At 55.7% G+C, this 19,468-nt stretch carries 18 protein-coding genes; 14 read left to right on the plus strand and 4 right to left on the minus strand.

All coding sequences use genetic code 11. The annotated features are described in order from the left end of the window. Positions 1-53 precede the first annotated feature (53 nt). The gene (plsB, locus tag B2Q93_RS18505; protein WP_046885539.1) at positions 54-2,474 is read right to left on the minus strand and encodes a glycerol-3-phosphate 1-O-acyltransferase PlsB; all 2,421 of its coding nucleotides are present in this window, start codon (positions 2,472-2,474) and stop codon (positions 54-56) included. 154 nt (positions 2,475-2,628) lie between these two features. Between plsB and B2Q93_RS18510 the strand changes: the two genes are divergently transcribed. The 4 genes from B2Q93_RS18510 (at position 2,629) to B2Q93_RS18525 (ending at position 5,447) form a co-directional block, all read left to right on the plus strand. Then, complete coding sequence (locus tag B2Q93_RS18510; protein WP_040077620.1) at positions 2,629-2,997, plus strand: diacylglycerol kinase; 369 nt, start codon at positions 2,629-2,631, stop codon at positions 2,995-2,997. Between the two features lie 109 nt (positions 2,998-3,106). Continuing rightward, positions 3,107-3,715, plus strand: coding sequence for a transcriptional repressor LexA (gene lexA, locus B2Q93_RS18515; protein ID WP_040077619.1), 609 nt, complete (start codon positions 3,107-3,109; stop codon positions 3,713-3,715). A gap of 60 nt (positions 3,716-3,775) precedes the next feature. Then, positions 3,776-5,095, plus strand: a complete 1,320-nt coding sequence (dinF, locus tag B2Q93_RS18520; RefSeq protein WP_046885538.1) for an MATE family efflux transporter DinF — start codon at positions 3,776-3,778, stop codon at positions 5,093-5,095. 142 nt (positions 5,096-5,237) lie between these two features. Next, positions 5,238-5,447, plus strand: coding sequence for a CsbD family protein (locus B2Q93_RS18525; protein ID WP_046885537.1), 210 nt, complete (start codon positions 5,238-5,240; stop codon positions 5,445-5,447). A gap of 63 nt (positions 5,448-5,510) precedes the next feature. Here B2Q93_RS18525 and zur read toward each other — a convergent pair whose 3' ends face one another. Continuing rightward, positions 5,511-6,026, minus strand: coding sequence for a zinc uptake transcriptional repressor Zur (gene zur / locus B2Q93_RS18530; RefSeq protein ID WP_207292804.1), 516 nt, complete (start codon positions 6,024-6,026; stop codon positions 5,511-5,513). A gap of 112 nt (positions 6,027-6,138) precedes the next feature. Between zur and B2Q93_RS18535 the strand changes: the two genes are divergently transcribed. The 4 genes from B2Q93_RS18535 to pspG all read left to right on the plus strand — a co-directional run bounded on the left by B2Q93_RS18535 (position 6,139) and on the right by pspG (position 9,583). Then, positions 6,139-6,627, plus strand: a complete 489-nt coding sequence (locus tag B2Q93_RS18535) for a cupin domain-containing protein (protein ID WP_286934033.1) — start codon at positions 6,139-6,141, stop codon at positions 6,625-6,627. Between the two features lie 171 nt (positions 6,628-6,798). Then, entirely contained in the window at positions 6,799-8,124 is a 1,326-nt protein-coding gene (locus B2Q93_RS18540) for a conjugal transfer protein TraF (protein WP_286934034.1), read from the plus strand. Between the two features lie 82 nt (positions 8,125-8,206). Beyond that, positions 8,207-9,202, plus strand: coding sequence for a tRNA dihydrouridine(20/20a) synthase DusA (gene dusA, locus B2Q93_RS18545; RefSeq protein ID WP_286934035.1), 996 nt, complete (start codon positions 8,207-8,209; stop codon positions 9,200-9,202). Positions 9,203-9,340: 138 nt separating this feature from the next. After that, the gene (gene pspG, locus B2Q93_RS18550) at positions 9,341-9,583 is read left to right on the plus strand and encodes an envelope stress response protein PspG (protein ID WP_040077608.1); all 243 of its coding nucleotides are present in this window, start codon (positions 9,341-9,343) and stop codon (positions 9,581-9,583) included. 185 nt (positions 9,584-9,768) lie between these two features. On the opposite strand, the gene B2Q93_RS18555 is transcribed toward pspG, so the two are convergent. Next, the gene (locus tag B2Q93_RS18555) at positions 9,769-10,752 is read right to left on the minus strand and encodes a quinone oxidoreductase (protein WP_046885535.1); all 984 of its coding nucleotides are present in this window, start codon (positions 10,750-10,752) and stop codon (positions 9,769-9,771) included. 66 nt (positions 10,753-10,818) lie between these two features. Here B2Q93_RS18555 and dnaB point away from each other — a divergent pair, with 66 nt between their 5' ends. The 6 genes from dnaB to B2Q93_RS18585 all read left to right on the plus strand — a co-directional run bounded on the left by dnaB (position 10,819) and on the right by B2Q93_RS18585 (position 16,579). Next, complete coding sequence (dnaB, locus tag B2Q93_RS18560) at positions 10,819-12,231, plus strand: replicative DNA helicase (protein ID WP_040077606.1); 1,413 nt, start codon at positions 10,819-10,821, stop codon at positions 12,229-12,231. 146 nt (positions 12,232-12,377) lie between these two features. Next, the gene (alr, locus tag B2Q93_RS18565; RefSeq protein ID WP_286934036.1) at positions 12,378-13,457 is read left to right on the plus strand and encodes an alanine racemase; all 1,080 of its coding nucleotides are present in this window, start codon (positions 12,378-12,380) and stop codon (positions 13,455-13,457) included. 117 nt (positions 13,458-13,574) lie between these two features. Continuing rightward, positions 13,575-14,768, plus strand: a complete 1,194-nt coding sequence (gene tyrB / locus B2Q93_RS18570; protein WP_046885564.1) for an aromatic amino acid transaminase — start codon at positions 13,575-13,577, stop codon at positions 14,766-14,768. A gap of 196 nt (positions 14,769-14,964) precedes the next feature. Then, positions 14,965-15,678 (plus strand): acid phosphatase AphA, encoded by a 714-nt coding sequence (gene aphA, locus B2Q93_RS18575; RefSeq protein ID WP_040077604.1) that lies wholly within the window; start codon positions 14,965-14,967, stop codon positions 15,676-15,678. A 128-nt stretch (positions 15,679-15,806) separates the two neighbouring features. After that, positions 15,807-16,223 (plus strand): secondary thiamine-phosphate synthase enzyme YjbQ, encoded by a 417-nt coding sequence (locus tag B2Q93_RS18580; RefSeq protein ID WP_040077603.1) that lies wholly within the window; start codon positions 15,807-15,809, stop codon positions 16,221-16,223. A gap of 2 nt (positions 16,224-16,225) precedes the next feature. Then, entirely contained in the window at positions 16,226-16,579 is a 354-nt protein-coding gene (locus B2Q93_RS18585) for an MmcQ/YjbR family DNA-binding protein (protein ID WP_046885533.1), read from the plus strand. Between the two features lie 3 nt (positions 16,580-16,582). Here the strand turns inward: B2Q93_RS18585 and uvrA are convergent, their stop codons facing one another. Continuing rightward, positions 16,583-19,405 carry an excinuclease ABC subunit UvrA gene (gene uvrA / locus B2Q93_RS18590; protein ID WP_040077600.1) on the minus strand — a complete coding sequence of 941 codons (2,823 nt, stop codon included), beginning with the start codon at positions 19,403-19,405 and terminating at the stop codon, positions 16,583-16,585. Positions 19,406-19,468 lie beyond the last annotated feature (63 nt).

Here is a 19,468-nt window from a genome sequence, read left to right on the forward strand (position 1 = left end):
GAAACGGCAGCCAGAAGGCTGCCGTTTTAACATTATCGACCTGCTTTTCAGCGCTATTCGCCCTGGGTGGCGCTCTCAATGGTTAAGCGCACATCCGAGGTAATCAGCTCTGCCAGCATCTGATAAACCTTCATGGTCTCTTCCGGCTCGGCATCACCGCTATCGCTAATATAGCCTTCGTCACGCAGCGTCAGCACCAGCGAGCTGAACACCGCCTTATCAAAGAACTCTGGCGCGTTAATGCCATGCAGCATCGACAGGCGCTGTGCCAGCGTGCGGCTCTCTTTCTCCAGCGTACCCCGATTAATAGACGGGTTCGCGCTCAGCAGCCAGAACGTAATGGCATAGCGTTGCAGCGTCTCACGCGCGCCTGCGGCCAGCAGCTGCAAGGTCCGGGAGCGGGACGGATTAATCTGCAGTACGTCATCCTTCAACGTAATCAGCCCCTGGCGCACCAGCTCTTCGCTCTGCTGATCCAGTACGCTTGCCAGCTCGTCCTTATCCCAGCGCAGGAACAGCTCGGTTTTAAGCATTGGATAGAGCACTTCAACATGATGCAGCAGCGCCTGACGCGTGATGTGACGATGCTGGGTGATAATGGCCGCCATCAGCGAAGGCAACATCAGCATATGGGCAATGTTGTTGCGATAGTAGGTCATCAGCACCGCCTGCTCGCGCGGCAGAATGATGATATCGCCGATGGTGTCTTTCTCTACCTCGAACTTATTCATCTGCAGCGCGTGGTCGATCAGATCGCTGGCGCTGACCGTTGGCACGGTGGAGTCCGGTGAATAAGGCACATTGCGCATCAGATTGAGGTAACAGTCGAGCTGTTCGGTCAGTTGCTCGCGGGTAAGCGAACGCTGACGCGACGCCAGCAACGCCGTACAGCACAGGTTCATGGCGTTAGCCGCACCCGCGTTGTTAATACGCACCATCAGCTCTGCGGCGATACCGTTCACCGTTGGCGTCAGCCAGGCCGGGCGTACGGCTTCAATCGGATCGATAGACTCACGCCACTCCGGAACATGGTTGTTCAGGTAGGTCATCAGCGGCATGGGTTCGCCAAAGTTCACATAGCCTTGGCCGAGATTACGCAGCTTGCTCAGCCCACGCAGCATCTGCGGTAGGCTTTCTTTCTCTTTAGTGGCACCGCGCAGCTCTTTTGCATAGGTTCCCACCTCCATCACATGCTCGTAACCGATGTAAATCGGCACCAGGGTGATAGGACGTGTACCGCCGCGCAGCATCGCCTGAATCGTCATCGACAGGGTTCCGGTCTTCGGATCGAGCAGACGCCCGGTACGGGAACGACCTCCCTCAACGAAGTACTCAACGGAATAGCCGCGGCTGAACAGCTCACCCAGATACTCGCGGAAGACGGTGGAGTAGAGCTTGTTGCCCTTAAAGGTACGGCGAATAAAGAACGCACCCAGGCGACGGAAAATCGGCCCTGCTGGCCAGAAGTTCAGGTTAATACCGGCTGCGATATGCGGCGGTACCAGGCCCTGATGATAGAGCACATACGAGAGCAGCAGGTAGTCCATGTGGCTGCGGTGGCAGGGCACATAGACAATTTCATGACCGTCGTGCGCCAGCTGACGCACCCGTTCGGCGTTATGAACGTTAATGCCCTGATAGAGGCGGTTCCACGTAAAGCTCAGGATACGATCGGAGAGGCGAATCATCTCGTAAGAGAAGTTCGCGGCGATCTCTTCCATCAGCGCAATGGCGTTCTGCTGCGCTTTTTCGTGGGAGATTTTTTTGCTGCGCGCTTCGTCTTCAACCGCACGGGCAATCGCTTTGGATGCCAGCAGTTTGTTGAAGAGATCCTGGCGGGCAGGCAGACGTGGCCCTACGGCAGCCAGACGCTGGCGGGCAAAGTGCATACGCGCCACGCGCGCCAGCTTCTGCGCGATAATCTTATCGGTGCCGTGCTCATCCGCCATCCGGCGCAGAGAGACGGACGGCGAGAAGCGCACAAAGCTGTCGCGACCAAGCCAGGTCACGGCGAAGAATTTCTGCACGCCGTTCAGCATACGCAGCGGCGGGTTCTCTTCCCCTTTTTCGCGTCCCGGGCGACGGCCAAACATGACCGAGACCGGCACCATCTGCACATCCAGATTCGGGTTGCTGCGGTGCAGATCGAGGTAGTCGTGGAACAGCTTGATGGACTCTTCTTTCGGCGTGTAATAGGTGAACACGCGCGGCCCGCCGTGGATAAAGACATAGCGCGGCAGCAGGGTGCCGTCGATCTCCAGCGGCTCCAGCGGGTCAGGTAAATCATGCGCCAGGCACTGGGCGCGCAGCGTCAGCAAGTCGGCCTTAGAGTTATAAGGCAAAACGTACATAATAGGGCGCGAGGTATCGAGCCCTAATTCCGGCGCAGGATTTGCCGGGATAGACTTGCTTTTTACCAGGACGCTTAATGGTAAATTAAGTAATTTGTAGTAAATTCTTGGCCAGCCAGACATAAACGATGTAAAGCCTCTGGTTAAAAATGCAATTGCGGCGCAAGGATAACAGAATGCGCACAAAATTTCTGTTGTTACCCGTCATACTTCAGGCGGTATGGCAACGCTCTATAGCTATAGTTACTGACGCTATTTTTCAATAAAGGTTCTTTTGATGGCCAATAATACCACTGGGTTAACCCGTATCATTAAAGCTGCTGGTTATTCATGGAAAGGGATCCGTGCAGCCTGGATCAACGAGGCGGCCTTCCGCCAGGAGAGCGTTGCCGTGATTGCGGCAATCATTATTGCCTGCTGGCTGGATGTCGATCCTATTACCCGCGTGCTGCTGATTGGCTCGGTGATGTTGGTGATGATAGTCGAAATTTTAAACAGTGCGATTGAAGCGGTAGTGGATCGTATCGGGTCTGATTATCACGAACTTTCCGGGCGGGCCAAAGACATGGGCTCGGCGGCGGTGTTGTTAAGTATCTTTGTCGCGCTCTTTACCTGGGTCTCACTGCTGTGGGGACATTTTCGATAAGCCTCGACAAAACGAATAAGTCTCTGGTTTTTTGTGCGGTTTATGGTTCCAAAATCGCCTTTGACTGTATATACTCACAGCATAACTGTATATACACCCAGGGGGCGGAATGAAAGCGTTAACGACCAGGCAGCAAGAGGTGTTTGATCTCATTCGGGATCATATCGGCCAGACGGGGATGCCACCCACGCGTGCGGAAATCGCGCAGCGTCTGGGATTCCGTTCTCCGAACGCCGCTGAAGAGCATCTCAAAGCCCTGGCACGTAAGGGCGTTCTGGAGATCGTCTCCGGCGCGTCTCGCGGCATTCGTTTGCTGGTTGAAGAAGAAGAGGGCCTGCCTCTGGTAGGCCGCGTAGCAGCGGGTGAGCCGCTGCTGGCGCAGCAGCACATTGAAGGTCACTATCAGGTTGATCCCGGTATGTTTAAGCCGAGTGCAGACTTTTTACTGCGCGTTAGCGGCATGTCCATGAAGGATATCGGCATTATCGACGGCGATCTGCTGGCAGTGCATAAAACGCAGGATGTGCGTAACGGCCAGGTGGTCGTGGCGCGTATCGACGACGAAGTAACCGTGAAGCGCCTGAAGAAGCAGGGCAACATTGTTCAGCTTCTGCCGGAAAACAGCGAATTCTCCCCCATTGTTGTTGACCTGCGTGAAAACAACTTCTCCATTGAAGGCTTAGCGGTTGGCGTTATCCGCAACGGCGACTGGCTGTAATCTCTTCCCGACAGGCTACGACTATGTCGTAGCCTGTTCTCTTTCTCTCTGGTTATTCACATGTCTCTGCTGACTACCGCCGATAAGGCGTTATGGCGTCTTGCGCTGCCGATGATCTTCTCCAATATCAGCGTGCCGCTGCTGGGGCTGGTCGATACGGCGGTGATAGGTCATCTGGATTCCCCTGTCTATCTTGGCGGCGTGGCCATCGGCGCGACGGCGACCAGTTTCCTCTTTATGCTGCTGCTCTTCCTGCGCATGAGCACTACCGGTTTAACTGCCCAGGCCTATGGCGCAAAAGATCCGTTGCGTCTGGCACGTGCGCTGGTGCAGCCGCTGCTGATGGCGCTGGGGGCCGGGCTGCTGATTGTGTTACTGCGAACCCCGCTTATCGATCTTGCCCTGCATATTGTGGGGGGGAGCGACGCGGTGCTGCTTCAGGCACGGCGTTTCCTGGAAATACGCTGGCTCAGCGCGCCGGCATCGCTGGCAAACCTGGTATTGCTCGGCTGGTTGCTGGGGGTGCAATATGCCCGCGCCCCGGTGATCCTGCTGGTAGTGGGTAACCTGATTAATATCGTGCTCGACCTGTGGCTGGTGATGGGCCTGAAGATGAACGTGCAGGGTGCCGCGCTGGCCACGGCGGTGGCAGAGTACGCCACGTTATTGATTGGCTTGTGGATGGTCTGGCGGGTACTGGCCCTGCGCGGCATCTCACTGGCGATGTTGAAAGCGAGCTGGCGCGGTAATATCCGCAAACTCATGGCTCTGAACCGCGACATCATGTTGCGCTCGCTGCTGCTACAGCTCTGCTTTGGCGCACTAACCGTATTTGGCGCCCGGCTGGGGCCCGAAATCGTCGCCGTCAACGCGGTTCTGATGACCCTGCTGACGTTTACTGCCTACGCGCTGGATGGCTTTGCCTATGCGGTGGAGGCGCACTCCGGCCAGGCGTATGGTGCCCGCGAAAGTGGCCAGCTACGCGAGGTATGGCGCGCCGCCTGTCGTCAGGCCGGGCTGGTGGCGCTGGGGTTTGCTCTCATTTATGCCTTAATGGGCGATCGCATCATCGCCTTACTCACCTCGCTACCTGAACTTCGCGAACTGGCGAATCATTACCTGGTCTGGCAGATAATATTACCGGTGGTGGGGGTGTGGTGTTACCTGCTGGATGGCATGTTTATTGGCGCCACGCGGGGCGCTGAAATGCGCAACAGTATGGCGATCGCCGCCGCCGGGTTTGGCCTCACGCTACTCACATTGCCCTGGCTGGGTAACCATGGTCTATGGCTGGCGCTGGCCGTGTTTCTGGCTCTGCGTGGCCTGTCGCTGGCGCTTATCTGGCGCCATCACTGGCGTAATAATACCTGGTTTATGTAGCGGTTTCGTTTGGCGTAACGGTAAAAGATTCTGAATAGTGCCTCGTTCGCCGAAGCCTTAACTATAATAATTATCAAGTCCAACAGGAAATGAACGTAACGGACGATACGAAGGCTAATCACCGAACGATGAGGATGCGATTATGAATAAAGACGAAGTCGGCGGTAACTGGAAACAGTTCAAAGGTAAAGCTAAAGAACAGTGGGGTAAGCTGACTGATGATGATATGACTATCATCGAAGGTAAGCGCGACCAGCTGGTGGGTAAAATTCAGGAACGTTATGGTTATCAGAAAGACCAGGCTGAATCGGAAGTGAAAGACTGGGAAACCCGTAACGATTACCGCTGGTAAGCCGGTAATACCCGTAGTACAAGGAAGTACACCCAGGGCGGCCTCAGGCCGCCCACGTTGTTTTTAGCGCGGCTTCTTCTTCAACTGAATGGAGTGATCGTGCTGACATTCACTCTGATGGCTACACGCCTCAACTTCAACGCAATCCACGCACAGCCCGTGCGCTTCAATCACATTGTGCCACAGAGCGAAGCCCATCTTTGCCGCAAGGGTGTGCATAATGTCTTCAATGCCTTCCGCACTCTCTTCCTTCACGCTGCCGCAGCGATCGCAGATAAACATGGCTGACGTGTGGGTCGGCTGATCGAACAGATGGCAAAGCACGTAGCTGTTCGTCGACTCCACCTTGTGGACAAACCCCTGTTCCAGTAAAAAATCCAGCGCACGATAGACCGTTGGCGGCTTCGCCTGCGGTTCACTGGCACGCAGCAGATCCAGCAAATCATAGGCGCTGATGGCCCCTTGCTGCAGACTGAGCAGGCGCAACACTTCAAGGCGCTGCGGGGTCAGGCGCACATTGCGTTGCGCACAGAGCTTTTCAGCCTGCGCCAGCAGCTCCTGCGTTGTGGTCTTTTCCATTAAGCACCTCGAAAACGTGGAATAACAAGTCATCACTTTACCATGTTCTGGTCAAAACACCGAGATCCGCGCCTTGTGCTATACCTGAGCCAATAAACAGAGGAATAAAACGATGAAAAAACCTGACTGTATACGGCATTGGCGCGACCTTGAGGGTCCCGATGATTCTACCTATCCCGACAGCGACGAGCGCTTTTCTATTGGTGCTCCGCTGGCGCGTGTGCTGGGACTGGGTCGGATAGGTATCCATCATGAGCGCCTGCCGCCAGGACGCCGTACCTCGTATCCGCATGCAGAAAGTGATGAAGAGGAGTTTGTGCACGTGCTGGAGGGGTACCCGCAGGTGTGGATAAATGGCTATCTCTGGGAGCTGGAGCCTGGCGACAGCGTCGGATTCCCCGCCGGGACGGGCATCTGCCACACCTTTATCAATAATACCGACGCGGAGGTTCGCCTGCTGGTCATTGGTGAAGCGAATAAAAAACACAACCGTATCTATTACCCGAAAAATGCCGTCTACGGCGCCACACGTGAAGATCGCTGGGTTGACCATCCACCGCAATTTTTTGGCCCTCACGATGGAAAACCTGGGCGAAAATAATTTCCTCTTCTATAAATATTGAGGGTCGTCACATATTAGAACAGGCCGGACAGGGAATTTAACTTAAGGAAATAGCAGGTCTTTTTGCACTTATTCACAGCAATAGTTTGCCCCTGTATGGGTGATAACAGACAGGGGTTGTTTAATAACAGACTATAAGACGAGAATACTGTGAAAAAACATTTTAAATTTTCGGTGGTTAGCATCGCTGTCTCCTTTTTTGTGGCAAATCAGGCGGGGGCAGCCAATACCTGGACAGAAGCTCGCGGCGACGCGATGGGTGGCACAGGCGTAGCATCGGCACATTATGGCAGCGCGGCGCTAATTAACCCCGCGTTGCTGGCACGCGCACAACAGGAAGATAACGTTACGATTATCCTTCCGACCGTTGGCGCGCAAATTAGCGATAAAGACAATTTGCAGGATGAAATTGATCACATTAACGATCGTGTCGATTATTACGATGATGTGGTTGATAACTTAACTCTGGAGAATGTTCTGCTCGATCCGCGCGGAACCGCATTGCAGTTCCAGGGGGCGGCGGGCGAACTGGCGGATGAGCTCGATTACCTGCGCGGCAAAACTGCCCGTGCCAGCGCGGGGGCCGGACTCACTGTTGCTATTCCCACCCAGCAACTCTCCATGGCGTTTGTGGCGAAGGGTTATGCGCGCGGTCGCGTAAGCACCTCCATCGATCAGCATGATGTGGATTATTTACGCGGGATTCAAAACAGTAACCTGAATAATCCGTTAAGCCCTGTTTATCTGGAAGCCGGGAAGGCGGCGCTGGGCGGATCTGACGAAATCACCAAAAACCTGAACTCAACCGCATCGGGCAGAGTAGCCATTGTCTCTGATTACGGTATTGCGATTGCTCGTCAGTTTGAGATGGGCGATGTGCCCGTGTCCTTAGGCGTGACGCCAAAGCTGCAAAAAACCTGGCTCTATAACTACACCACCTCTATTTACGACTACGACAGCAACGACTGGAACAGCAGTCGCTACCGTAATGACGACACCGGCTTCAACGTTGACGTGGGTATTGCCGCCGATCTGGGCGAGAACTGGACCCTGGGTCTGAGCGGGCAGAACCTTATCTCACGCGATATTGATACTCGAGATGTCCGCATCACCAATGGCTACACGGGTGAGGTGGTGAACTACAAAGATACCTACCAGATTCGACCGCTGGTTACCGCAGGGCTGGCCTGGCACACCGACCTGGTCACTATCAGCGCGGATGGCGATCTGACCGAAACCAAAGGCTTTAAATCGGAAGACACCTCGCAGTATGTGGGCGTGGGTGCCGAAGTGACGCCGCTGAGCTGGCTGGCGGTACGTGCGGGCTTCCGTGGCGATGTGAAAGGTAACGACAGCAATGTCTTTACTGGCGGTCTGGGCTTTGCGCCCTTTAACACCGTCCATGTCGATCTGACCGGTATTTACGGGGAAGATGAGACCTGGGGTGCCGGTGCGCAGCTCACCATGACCTTCTAAAGTAAACCGGAGGCGCTGCGCCTCCGGCTTCTCTTTGTGCTATAGTTACGCCCCCTTTTTACCAGATGCTTAAAACTTCGCCATGTCGTCAGAACTTCAGTCTGTTTACCCAGCCCACCGTTTCTCCATCGCGCCGATGCTCGACTGGACGGACAGGCACTGCCGTTATTTCCTGCGTTTGCTGTCGCGCAATACGCTGCTCTACACCGAAATGGTGACGACCGGCGCGATCATTCACGGTAAGGGTGACTATCTGGCCTACAGCGAAGAGGAGCATCCGGTGGCCCTGCAGCTGGGCGGTAGCGATCCGGTGGCTTTGGCTCACTGTGCCAGGCTTGCCGAAGCGCGCGGCTACGATGAGATCAACCTCAACGTCGGCTGTCCTTCCGACCGTGTGCAGAACGGTATGTTCGGCGCCTGCCTGATGGGCAATGCTCAGCTGGTTGCCGACTGCGTGAAAGCGATGCGCGATGTGGTCTCTATTCCCGTAACGGTTAAAACCCGTATCGGCATCGATGACCAGGACAGCTATGAATTCCTGTGTGATTTCATTAATACGGTTTCCGGCCGCGGTGAGTGCGAGATGTTTATCATCCACGCCCGCAAAGCCTGGCTCTCTGGCCTGAGTCCAAAAGAGAACCGCGAGATCCCGCCGCTGGACTACCCGCGCGTCTACCAGCTGAAGCGCGATTTTCCGCACCTGACCCTGTCTATTAACGGTGGTATCAAATCGCTGGATGAGGCGAAAGCGCATCTGGAGCACATGGATGGAGTCATGGTGGGCCGTGAGGCCTATCAAAAACCGGGTATTCTGGCCTCCGTTGACCGCGAAATTTTTGCTGTCGACGGCATCGACAACGATCCGGTCTCTGTCGTGCGGGCGATGTACCCCTACATTGAGCGCGAGCTCAGTCAAGGGACCTATCTTGGCCATGTGGCTCGCCATATGCTCGGCCTGTTCCAGGGCATCCCGGGGGCGCGCCAGTGGCGCCGTCACCTGAGTGAAAACGCCCATAAAGCCGGAGCGGATATCGAGGTGCTCGAACAGGCGCTCCGCCTGGTGGCGGACAAACGATAAATTTCGCTAAAAAATCGTCAAATAGACCACGCCCTGTCATTGTTACAGGGCGTTTTTGTATATAAATCAAAGGGCTAAAAACTGGCATGAATCTTGTAATGATGTGCATATCATGGTGACATTACCTGGGAGAGAGTCATGCTGGAATTGCTGTTTGTTGTGGGATTTTTTGTGATGCTCCTGGTCACAGGGGTATCCCTGTTGGGAATTATTGCCGCGCTGGTGGTGGCAACCGCAGTGATGTTTGTCGGCGGTTTGTTCGCCCTGATGTTTAAAGTTCTGCCCTGGTTGTTGCTGGCCGTGGCCGTCGTCTGGGCGATACGGGCGATAAAATCACCAAAAGTCCCGAAGTATCAGCGCAATAACCGTTTTCGTTACTAAGGTATTGAGGGGTTCGTCACAACCCTGCAACTTTTCCGGCGGCGGGGCTTAGAACGGAATAGGATTTACTTATCAAATCTGTCACTATGACTGCCGTTAAAGAATTCATCGTGCTGTACCCTACATACAGCCGAACTAAAAAAAAGAAAGGGCTTCCTACGGGAAGCCCTAATTCTTTATACGCATCATGGAATTAACAGACTCGACCCCTGCGTTGCCCGACTCTCCAGTATCTCATGCGCGCGCTGCGCATCGCTTAGCGCATATTTCTGCGCCTTTGCAACATCGACTTTGATAACGCCGCTGGCAATCAGCGAGAAGAGCTCATTGCTGGCCTCCTCTAACTCTTCGCGGCTGGTGATGTAACCCTGCAGGGAAGGGCGGGTCACGTACAGCGAGCCCTTCTGATTCAGAATGCCAAGATTAACCCCTGTAACGGCCCCGGAGGCATTCCCGAAGCTCACCATCAGGCCGCGACGTTGCAGACAATCCAGCGACGCCTCCCAGGTATCTTTCCCCACCGAGTCATACACAACCCGCAGCTTTTTGCCGCCGGTGATCTCTTTGACCCGCTCAACAATGCTCTCTTCGCGGTAGTTAATCACCTGCCACGCCCCCGCCTGCTGTGCGCGCTGCGCTTTTTGCGCACTGCCGACGGTACCAATCAGCTTCGCCCCCAGCGCTTTTGCCCACTGGCAGGCAATTAGCCCTACGCCGCCTGCGGCAGCATGGAACAGAAACGGCTCGTCCGGCTTGATCTCATAGGTTTTGCGCAGCAGGTAGAAGACCGTCAGCCCCTTCAGGAATGATGCCGCCGCCTGCTCAAACGAGATAGCCCCAGGAAGGATGGCGGCTTTATCCGCCGGCACGTTATGCACCGAGCTGTAGGCCCCAAGGGCGGATTGCGCATACACGACACGATCGCCCTCCTTGATGTGTTTCACCGCGCTGCCCACTTTTACAACGATACCGGCAGCTTCGGTGCCCAGTCCGCTGGGCAGCGACGGGGGTGGGTACAAACCGCCCCGGATATAGGTATCAATATAGTTAATACCAATCGCTTTGTTCTCGACCTGAACCTCGTTATCGCCAGGCGGTGCGGGGGTAAACTCCACCGCCCTCAACACGTCCGGACCGCCATGTTTCTGGAACTCAATGCGTGTTGCCATGCTCCCTCCGTAAGAAAAATATGGTAATCTTTCGACCCACTCTTTATCTCGGTAACTCCATTCACTATGGCAGGAAACAAACCCTTCAACAAACAGACTGAACCTCGTGAGCGCGATCCACAACTCGCCGGGCTGAAAGTCCCGCCGCACTCGATTGAAGCGGAACAGTCGGTGTTGGGTGGGTTAATGCTGGATAACGAGCGCTGGGACGACGTCGCCGAGCGCGTTGTGACGGATGATTTCTATACCCGTCCGCACCGCCATATCTTTACTGAAATGGCGCGTTTGCAGGAGTCAGGAAGCCCCATCGACCTGATTACGCTGGCGGAATCGCTGGAGCGTCAGGGTCAACTGGATACCGTAGGCGGCTTTGCCTACCTGGCTGAGCTGTCAAAAAACACTCCAAGTGCCGCAAACATTAGCGCTTATGCCGACATCGTCCGCGAACGTGCTGTTGTTCGCGACATGATCTCTGTGGCCAATGAGATCGCCGAAGCCGGTTTCGATCCCCAGGGACGTAATAGCGACGAACTGCTGGATCTGGCGGAGTCTCGCGTATTCAAAATCGCTGAAAGCCGCGCGAACAAGGATGAAGGGCCGAAAAACATCGCGGAAGTGCTTGATGCCACCGTATCGCGTATAGAGCAGCTCTTCCAGCAGCCGCACGACGGCGTCACCGGGGTTAATACCGGCTATGACGATCTGAATAAAAAGACCGCCGGGCTTCAGCCTTCGGATCTGATTATCGTCGCGGCGCGTCCATCGATGGGTAAAACGACATTTGCGATGAACCTCGTCGAAAATGCGGCGATGCTGCAAGATAAACCGGTTCTTATTTTCAGCCTCGAGATGCCCTCTGAGCAGATTATGATGCGTTCTCTGGCGTCGCTCTCGCGCGTGGATCAGACCCGCATCCGTACCGGCCAGCTTGATGACGAGGACTGGGCACGCATCTCTGGCACCATGGGCATCTTGCTGGAAAAACGTAACATCTACATTGATGACTCCTCCGGCCTGACGCCAACGGAGGTGCGCTCCCGCGCGCGGCGTATCGCGCGCGAACATGGCGGGATCGGTCTTATCATGATCGACTACCTGCAGTTGATGCGTGTGCCGTCACTGTCCGACAACCGTACGCTGGAGATTGCCGAAATCTCCCGCTCGCTCAAGGCGCTCGCCAAAGAACTTCAGGTGCCTGTTGTCGCCCTCTCGCAGCTGAACCGCTCTCTGGAACAGCGCGCCGATAAACGCCCGGTCAACTCCGATCTGCGTGAATCGGGCTCTATCGAGCAGGATGCCGACTTAATCATGTTTATCTATCGTGATGAGGTGTATCACGAGAACAGCGATCTGAAAGGGATCGCGGAAATCATTATTGGTAAGCAGCGTAACGGCCCCATCGGCACCGTGCGCCTGACCTTTAATGGGCAATGGTCGCGCTTCGATAACTATGCGGGACCGCAGTACGACGACGAATAACTCTCCATCATTCTTCACGCCGCAGGGGCATTGACTGCGCCCGCTCACCCCGGTCACTTAGTTTACTCAGCTCCCGGGGATTCACGGGCTTGTCGCCTTCCTGCAACGCAAAGGATTTTGGAGAGTCTTTTTATTAAGGAATTCACATGCAAGCGGCAACTGTAATCATTAACCGCCGCGCTCAGCGTCACAACCTGCAATGCCTGCGTGAACGGGCACCCGCCAGTAAACTGGTTGCAGTCGTGAAAGCGAACGCTTACGGACACGGTCTTCTTGAGACCGCGCGAACGCTCCCCGATGCCGATGCTTTTGGTGTCGCCCGTCTTGAAGAGGCCCTCCGCCTACGCGCAGGGGGCATCTCTCAACCCATCTTACTGCTCGAAGGCTTTTTCAACGCCGCGGATCTGGACGTCATCGCAGCGCAGCAACTGCATACCGCGGTGCATAACGAAGAGCAACTGGCCGCTCTGGAAGCTGCACAGCTCAGCACGCCAGTCACCGTGTGGATGAAACTGGATACCGGTATGCACCGGCTTGGAGTGCGTCCGGAGCAGGCTGAAGCGTTCTGGCAGCGTCTGAGTCAGTGCAAAAACGTGCGTCAGCCGGTCAATATCGTCAGCCATTTTGCCCGCGCCGATGAGCCCGAGTGTGGCGCCACGGAACAGCAGCTGGATCTGTTTAACACCTTCTGCGAAGGCAAACCCGGCCAGCGTTCCATCGCGGCCTCTGGCGGTATTCTGCTGTGGCCTCAGTCGCACTTCGACTGGGTGCGCCCGGGCATTATTCTGTATGGCGTGTCGCCGCTCGAAGACCAATCCTGCGGAGCGGACTTCGGATTTCAGCCGGTGATGTCTCTGGTTTCAACGCTTATTGCCGTGCGCGAGCACAAAGCCGGGGAGCCGGTCGGCTACGGTGGCACCTGGGTAAGCGAACGCGATACCCGTTTAGGCGTGGTGGCGATGGGCTACGGCGACGGCTATCCGCGTGCGGCGCCCACCGGCACCCCCGTACTGGTAAATGGCCGCGAAGTGCCGATTGTTGGCCGCGTGGCGATGGACATGATCTGCGTTGACCTGGGGCCGGCGGCTAACGAGCGCGCGGGCGATCCGGTGGTGATGTGGGGGGATGGCCTCCCGGTTGAGCGCATTGCAGAAATAACAAAAGTGAGCGCTTACGAACTTATTACGCGGCTCACCTCCCGCGTGGCCATGCATTACCTGGATTAAGATAGATTGGAGCGCGGTGAGATGCTGCGCCCCGATTCCCTTCACAAGGCTCGATCTTCTTTCGCTTCCGGTTTATTGTTGAAATCCCTGCCTTATAAAAATCCGGAGAACCATCGCGTGTTCCAGAAAGTAGACGCCTACGCCGGCGATCCCATCCTCTCCTTAATGGAGCGTTTTAAGGACGATCCCCGCAGCGATAAAGTGAACCTGAGCATCGGTCTTTATTACAACGAAGACGGCATTATTCCTCAGCTTAAGGCCGTAGCCGAAGCCGAAGCGCGCCTGAATGCGGTGCCGCACGGTGCCTCACTCTACCTGCCAATGGAAGGACTCAATACCTACCGCAATACTATTGCGCCGCTGCTGTTTGGTGCCGATCATCCGGTGTTGCAAAACAAACGCGTGGCTACCATCCAGACGCTGGGCGGCTCGGGGGCATTGAAAGTCGGTGCGGATTTCCTGAAAAAATACTTCCCGGATTCCGGCGTGTGGGTCAGCGACCCAACGTGGGAAAACCACGTCGCCATCTTTGAAGGCGCGGGCTTTACGGTAGATACTTATCCATGGTTTGACACGGAAACCAACGGCGTACGCGTTTCGGCGTTGCTGGAAAAGCTCACGACTCTGCCAGAACGCAGCATTGTGCTGCTGCATCCATGCTGCCATAACCCAACCGGCGCGGATCTCACAAACGAGCAGTGGGATGCGGTTATCGAGGTGCTGAAAGCGCGTAATCTGATCCCGTTCCTCGACATCGCCTATCAGGGCTTTGGCGCGGGAATGGAAGAGGACGCCTACGCCATTCGCGCCATTGCCAGCGCCGGGCTGCCCGCACTGGTGAGCAACTCCTTCTCTAAAATCTTCTCGCTCTACGGCGAACGCGTGGGTGGCCTGTCTGTGGTATGTGAAGATGCCGAAGCGGCCAGCCGCGTGCTAGGACAGCTGAAGGCGACGGTGCGTCGCATCTACTCCAGCCCACCGGCGTTTGGGGCGCAGGTCGTGGCCACCGTGCTGGGCGATGAGGCATTAAAAGCCAGCTGGCTTGCTGAAGTCGAAGCCATGCGTAGTCGTATCCTGACGATGCGTCAGACGCTGGTTGAGGTGCTAAAAGAGGCGGTGCCGGGGCATAACTTCGATTATCTGCTTAAGCAACGCGGTATGTTCAGTTACACCGGTCTCAGCGCAGCGCAGGTTGATCGTCTGCGAGAAGAGTTTGGCGTTTATCTTATCGCCAGCGGCCGCATGTGCGTAGCGGGGCTGAATACCCATAACGTCCAGCGTGTTGCACAGGCCTTTGCTGCTGTAATGTAAGCACTTACTTACCATGCCCTCTCTCGCTGAGTGAGGGCATCGGGTCACGCTCAACACTCTGTGATCGTCTTCTTTTTTCTTCATATTCATAAGTAAAAACTCCTTTCCTTCACCGCTTTCAGGGGTTATGGTCGGAGAGTTTTTTGACCATCCACTCAAATTAAAAGAATAAATGTCTGAATATTCAGGGGAAAACATGCGCAAGATCACACTGGCGCTCAGCGCCGCCTGCTTACTCTTCTCTCTCAACAGTTCCGTTGTTGCCCGCGCCTCCGCGCCCACGCCGTTATATAACGGCACTACCGCCGCAAAACTGGCGGAACAAGCCCCGATTCATTGGGTTTCTGTTGCCCAGATTGAAAATAGCCTGCTCGGTCGTCCGGCGATGGCGGTGGGCTTTGATATTGATGATACCGTCCTCTTTTCCAGCCCCGGCTTCTGGCGCGGTAAAAAAACATACTCGCCTGAGAGTGAGGCGTACCTGAAAAATCCCGAGTTTTGGGAAAAGATGAATAACGGCTGGGATGAGTTCAGTATTCCAAAAGAGGTGGCTCGCTCGCTGATTGCCATGCACGTAAAACGCGGCGATAGCATCTATTTCGTGACGGGTCGTAGCCAGACCAAAACCGAGACCGTCTCTAAAACCCTGCAGGGCCTTTTCGGCATCCCGGCCGCCAACATGAATCCGGTGATTTTCGCGGGCGATCAGCCAGGCCAGAACACCAAAACCGAGTGGTTGCAGCAAAAGCAGATCAAAGTGTTCTATGGCGACTCGGATAACGATATCTCCGCGGCCCGCGATGTGGGCGCCAGAGGTATCCGCGTGCTGCGCGCCTCTAACTCCACCTATCGACCACTACCGATGGCAGGGGCGTTTGGCGAAGAGGTCATTGTTAATTCGGAATATTGATCGCTGCCCGGTGCGGTCAGCGCACCGGGCATTTGATTATTTTTTAGCCCGATCGGGCTCTTCGGGTTTTACCTTTTGCCGTATTGCTGCACACTTAGAAGGACAATTCTTTCAATACGGAGCCGTTCATGTGGTATCAGCAAACCCTGACCTTAAGCGCGAAACCTCGCGGATTTCATCTGGTGACGGACGAAGTCATCGGGCAACTTCGCGACCTGAGCCGTATTAACGTCGGGCTGCTGCATCTGCTCCTGCAACACACTTCCGCCTCCCTTACCCTCAATGAAAATTGCGATCCCACGGTGCGTGCCGATATGGAACGACATTTTCTGCAAACTGTGCCAGACAATGCCCCTTATGAGCATGACTACGAAGGCGATGACGACATGCCTTCGCACATCAAATCGTCTCTGATGGGCGTCTCGTTAATGCTGCCGCTGCATAAAGGGCGGATACAGTTGGGCACATGGCAGGGAATCTGGCTGGGGGAACATCGCATCCACGGCGGCTCACGCACGATTATCGCCACCATCACGGGGGAATAAAGATGACCATTTCGGAGATATTACAGTACTGCATGAACAAAACCGGCGCGGAGCAGAGCGTGCACAGCGACTGGAAAGCCACCCAGATTAAAGTGGCGGATGTCCTGTTCGCGATGGTGAAAGAGGTCGAAGGGCGACCGGCGGCGTCACTGAAAACCAGCCCGGAACTGGCAGAACTACTGCGTCAGCAACACAGCGATGTCCGTCCCAGTAAACACCTGAATAAAGCACACTGGAGCACCGTCTATCTCGATGGATCGCTACCGGATTCGCAAATCTACTATCTGGTGGATGCCTCGTATCAGCAGGCAATTGAGTTGCTGCCGGAAGCGACCCGACAGCAACTTTCAGTGTGATGACTACAGCATCGGCTTAAGGAAACGTGCGGTGTGCGAGGCTTCGCACTCCGCGACGGTCTCTGGGGTACCGGAGACCAGGATCTCACCGCCGCCGCTACCGCCTTCCGGACCGAGGTCAACAATCCAGTCCGCGGTTTTGATCACGTCAAGGTTGTGCTCAATGACCACAATGGTGTTGCCCTGATCCCGGAGCTGATGCAGTACGTCGAGCAGCTGCTGGATATCCGCAAAGTGCAGGCCGGTGGTCGGCTCATCGAGAATATACAACGTCTGACCGGTACCACGTTTAGAGAGTTCACGCGCCAGCTTCACGCGCTGAGCTTCACCGCCGGAAAGGGTGGTTGCCGACTGCCCCAGGCGAATATAGGTCAGACCCACATCCATCAGCGTTTGTAGTTTACGCGCCAGCGCCGGTACGGCATCAAAGAACTCACGCGCCTCTTCGATGGTCATATCCAGCACTTCGTGGATGGTCTTGCCTTTGTACTTAATCTCCAGCGTTTCGCGGTTATAGCGTTTGCCTTTGCACTGATCGCAGGGGACGTAAATATCCGGCAGGAAGTGCATTTCAACCTTGATCACGCCGTCGCCCTGACAGGCCTCGCAGCGGCCGCCGCGAACGTTAAAGCTGAAACGTCCAGGCGTATACCCACGCGAACGTGATTCCGGCACACCGGCAAAGAGTTCACGCACGGGCGTGAAGACGCCGGTATAGGTCGCCGGGTTGGAACGTGGCGTTCGCCCGATAGGGCTCTGGTCGATATCGATTACCTTATCGAAGTGTTCCAGACCTGAAATTTCGCGATACGGTGCCGGCTCCGCCAGGGTCGCGCCGTTAAGCTGCGTCTGCGCAATAGGGAACAGCGTATCGTTGATCAGCGTCGATTTACCGGAACCGGATACCCCGGTGATGCAGGTAAACAGCCCAACCGGCAGCGTCAGCGTCACATCTTTCAGGTTATTGCCGCGCGCGCCGGTCAACTTAAGCACTTTTTCCGGATCCGCCGGAACGCGCTGTTTTGGCACGTCGATTTTACGCTTACCGCTCATGTACTGGCCGGTCAGCGACTCGGGCACCGCCATGATGTCGTTCAGGGTACCTTCTGCCACGACCTGGCCACCATGTACACCCGCACCGGGGCCAATATCGATCACGTGGTCGGCAGCGCGAATGGCGTCTTCGTCGTGCTCGACCACAATCACCGTGTTGCCGAGGTTACGCAGGTGGATAAGCGTACCCAGCAGACGTTCGTTATCGCGCTGGTGCAGGCCGATGGAGGGTTCATCCAGTACGTACATTACCCCAACCAGCCCTGCGCCGATCTGGCTGGCCAGACGGATACGCTGGGCTTCACCGCCGGAAAGGGTCTCTGCGGAGCGAGAAAGCGTCAGGTAGTTCAGACCCACGTTCACCAGGAATTTGAGGCGATCGCCAATCTCTTTCAGCACTTTTTCCGCGATTTTTGCTCGCTGGCCGGAGAGCTTCAGGTTGTTGAAGAAGTCCATCGCGTGGCCGATGCTCATGTCTGAGATGGTCGGCAGCGGGGTATTTTCAACAAAGACGTGGCGTGCTTCACGACGCAGACGTGTGCCATCACATGTGGCGCAGGAGCGGTTGCTGATGAACTTCGCCAGCTCTTCTCGCACCGCGCTGGATTCTGTCTCTTTGTAGCGGCGCTCCATGTTGTGCAGCACCCCTTCAAAAGGATGGCGTCGCACGGAAGTATCACCGCGATCGTTCATGTACTTGAACTCGATGTTCTCTTTAGCGGAACCGAACAGGATCACTTTGTGCACGTTTGCGCTCAGGCTGGCCCAGGGGGCTTCAACGTCGAACTTATAGTGCTCAGCCAGCGACTTCAGCATCTGGAAGTAATAGAAGTTACGCTTATCCCAGCCGCGGATCGCGCCGCCAGCCAGCGACAGTTCCGGATTCTGGATCACGCGGTCCGGATCAAAGTACTGCTGCACGCCCAGGCCGTCACAGGTTGGGCAGGCGCCCGCCGGGTTGTTAAACGAGAACAGACGCGGCTCAAGCTCGCGCATGCTGTAACCGCAAATCGGGCAGGCGAAGTTGGCGGAGAAGAGCATCTCTTCCGCTTTGGTATCGTCCATATCTGCCACTACCGCCGTACCGCCGGAGAGATCCAGTGCGGTTTCAAACGACTCGGCCAGACGCGTTGCCAGATCTTCACGCACCTTAAAGCGGTCGATAACCACTTCGATGGTGTGTTTCTTTTGCAGCTCTAGCTTTGGCGGATCGGAGAGATCGCACACTTCTCCGTCAATACGGGCGCGGATGTAACCCTGGTTGGCCAGGTTTTCCAGCGTTTTTGTGTGCTCGCCTTTACGCTCTTTGATAATGGGAGCCAGCAGCATCAGGCGTTTGCCCTCTGGCTGCGCCAGTACGTTATCCACCATCTGACTGACGGTTTGCGCGGCCAGCGGCACGTCGTGGTCCGGGCAGCGTGGCTCACCAACGCGGGCATACAGCAGACGCAGGTAATCATGGATTTCCGTGATTGTCCCTACCGTCGAACGCGGGTTGTGCGAGGTAGATTTCTGCTCGATTGAGATGGCCGGCGATAGCCCTTCAATATGGTCTACATCCGGCTTCTCCATGAGCGACAGGAACTGACGCGCATAGGCTGAGAGTGATTCAACGTAACGACGCTGCCCTTCGGCATATAAGGTGTCGAAAGCCAGAGAAGATTTGCCAGAACCCGACAACCCGGTCACGACGATCAGTTTGTCGCGAGGGATGACGAGGTTGATATTCTTGAGATTGTGGGTGCGGGCGCCCCGAACTTCGATCTTATCCATTCACCTTTCCCGGTTGGAACACGGAATGCCTGGTTTGTTTGAAGGACAACCGGCATAAACGGC

It is taken from the genome of Leclercia sp. UBA5958, assembly GCF_002430365.1.
GTDB lineage: Bacteria > Pseudomonadota > Gammaproteobacteria > Enterobacterales > Enterobacteriaceae > Enterobacter > Enterobacter pneumoniae.

Bases quoted from the DNA above. Each gene is read 5' to 3' on its own strand.
- plsB (WP_046885539.1), bottom strand. From the start codon at position 2,474: ATGTCTGGCTGGCCAAGAATTTACTACAAATTACTTAATTTACCATTA.
- B2Q93_RS18510 (WP_040077620.1), top strand. From the start codon at position 2,629: ATGGCCAATAATACCACTGGGTTAACCCGTATCATTAAAGCTGCTGGT.
- lexA (WP_040077619.1), top strand. From the start codon at position 3,107: ATGAAAGCGTTAACGACCAGGCAGCAAGAGGTGTTTGATCTCATTCGG.
- dinF (WP_046885538.1), top strand. From the start codon at position 3,776: ATGTCTCTGCTGACTACCGCCGATAAGGCGTTATGGCGTCTTGCGCTG.
- B2Q93_RS18525 (WP_046885537.1), top strand. From the start codon at position 5,238: ATGAATAAAGACGAAGTCGGCGGTAACTGGAAACAGTTCAAAGGTAAA.
- zur (WP_207292804.1), bottom strand. From the start codon at position 6,026: ATGGAAAAGACCACAACGCAGGAGCTGCTGGCGCAGGCTGAAAAGCTC.
- B2Q93_RS18535 (WP_286934033.1), top strand. From the start codon at position 6,139: ATGAAAAAACCTGACTGTATACGGCATTGGCGCGACCTTGAGGGTCCC.
- dusA (WP_286934035.1), top strand. From the start codon at position 8,207: ATGTCGTCAGAACTTCAGTCTGTTTACCCAGCCCACCGTTTCTCCATC.
- pspG (WP_040077608.1), top strand. From the start codon at position 9,341: ATGCTGGAATTGCTGTTTGTTGTGGGATTTTTTGTGATGCTCCTGGTC.
- B2Q93_RS18555 (WP_046885535.1), bottom strand. From the start codon at position 10,752: ATGGCAACACGCATTGAGTTCCAGAAACATGGCGGTCCGGACGTGTTG.
- dnaB (WP_040077606.1), top strand. From the start codon at position 10,819: ATGGCAGGAAACAAACCCTTCAACAAACAGACTGAACCTCGTGAGCGC.
- alr (WP_286934036.1), top strand. From the start codon at position 12,378: ATGCAAGCGGCAACTGTAATCATTAACCGCCGCGCTCAGCGTCACAAC.
- aphA (WP_040077604.1), top strand. From the start codon at position 14,965: ATGCGCAAGATCACACTGGCGCTCAGCGCCGCCTGCTTACTCTTCTCT.
- B2Q93_RS18580 (WP_040077603.1), top strand. From the start codon at position 15,807: ATGTGGTATCAGCAAACCCTGACCTTAAGCGCGAAACCTCGCGGATTT.
- B2Q93_RS18585 (WP_046885533.1), top strand. From the start codon at position 16,226: ATGACCATTTCGGAGATATTACAGTACTGCATGAACAAAACCGGCGCG.
- uvrA (WP_040077600.1), bottom strand. From the start codon at position 19,405: ATGGATAAGATCGAAGTTCGGGGCGCCCGCACCCACAATCTCAAGAAT.